Consider the following 748-nt stretch of genomic DNA (forward strand, 5'->3'; position numbering starts at 1 on the left):
GCCTCAACCAAACCACACGCCTCATCAAACGCCCCCGCAAACACCGAACTCGACGCATACAACGCACGCCCCATCCCCGCCCGCTGACTACCCTGACCAGCAAACAAAAACCCGACCCGACCCGGCCCGGCCGCCGGGACAACCCCCGACACCACACCGGGCACCGACTGTCCACTTGCGACTGCGGACAGCCCTTCGACCGGCTCACCCAGGACGACTGCGCGGTGCTCGAAGGCCGACCGCGTGGTGGCCAGCGAGTACCCCAGGTCGGCGTGCGACAGCTCGGTGTGGGTGCGGAAGTGGTCCCGCAGCCGGGCCGCCTGTTCGGCCAGTGCGTCCGCCGAACGGGCGCTGATCGGCCATGCCCGTGCCGTGATCGCCGGGACACCCGGCACCTCGGCCGGTTCCCCGGCAGGCGGCTCTTCGAGGATCACGTGCGCGTTGGTGCCGCTGATCCCGAACGCCGAGACTCCCGCACGCCGAGGCCGTTCCCCCGGCGTCCAGTCCACCGGTTCGCGCAGCAGCTCGACCCGGCCCGAGGACCAGTCGACGTGCGGGGAAGGCTCATCCACATGCAACGTCGCAGGCAACTTCCCATACCGCAACGCCTGCACCATCTTAATCACACCCGCCACACCAGCAGCCTGCTGACTATGCCCAATATTCGACTTCACCGAACCCAACCACAACGGCTCCACCCGACCCTGCCCATACGTCGCCAACAACGCCTGCGCCTCAATCGGATCAC

Annotated in this window: 1 protein-coding gene; it reads right to left on the minus strand. The window is 67.8% G+C overall.

The features are described 5' to 3' along the window. Window positions 1–698: ketoacyl-synthetase C-terminal extension domain-containing protein (locus ABD793_RS42555; RefSeq protein ID WP_344869578.1), on the minus strand; the 698-nt coding region annotated here is incomplete at its 3' end. Window positions 699–748 lie beyond the last annotated feature (50 nt).

The sequence above is a fragment of the Amycolatopsis ultiminotia genome (genome assembly GCF_039536925.1).
Classification (GTDB): Bacteria; Actinomycetota; Actinomycetes; order Mycobacteriales; family Pseudonocardiaceae; genus Amycolatopsis; species Amycolatopsis ultiminotia.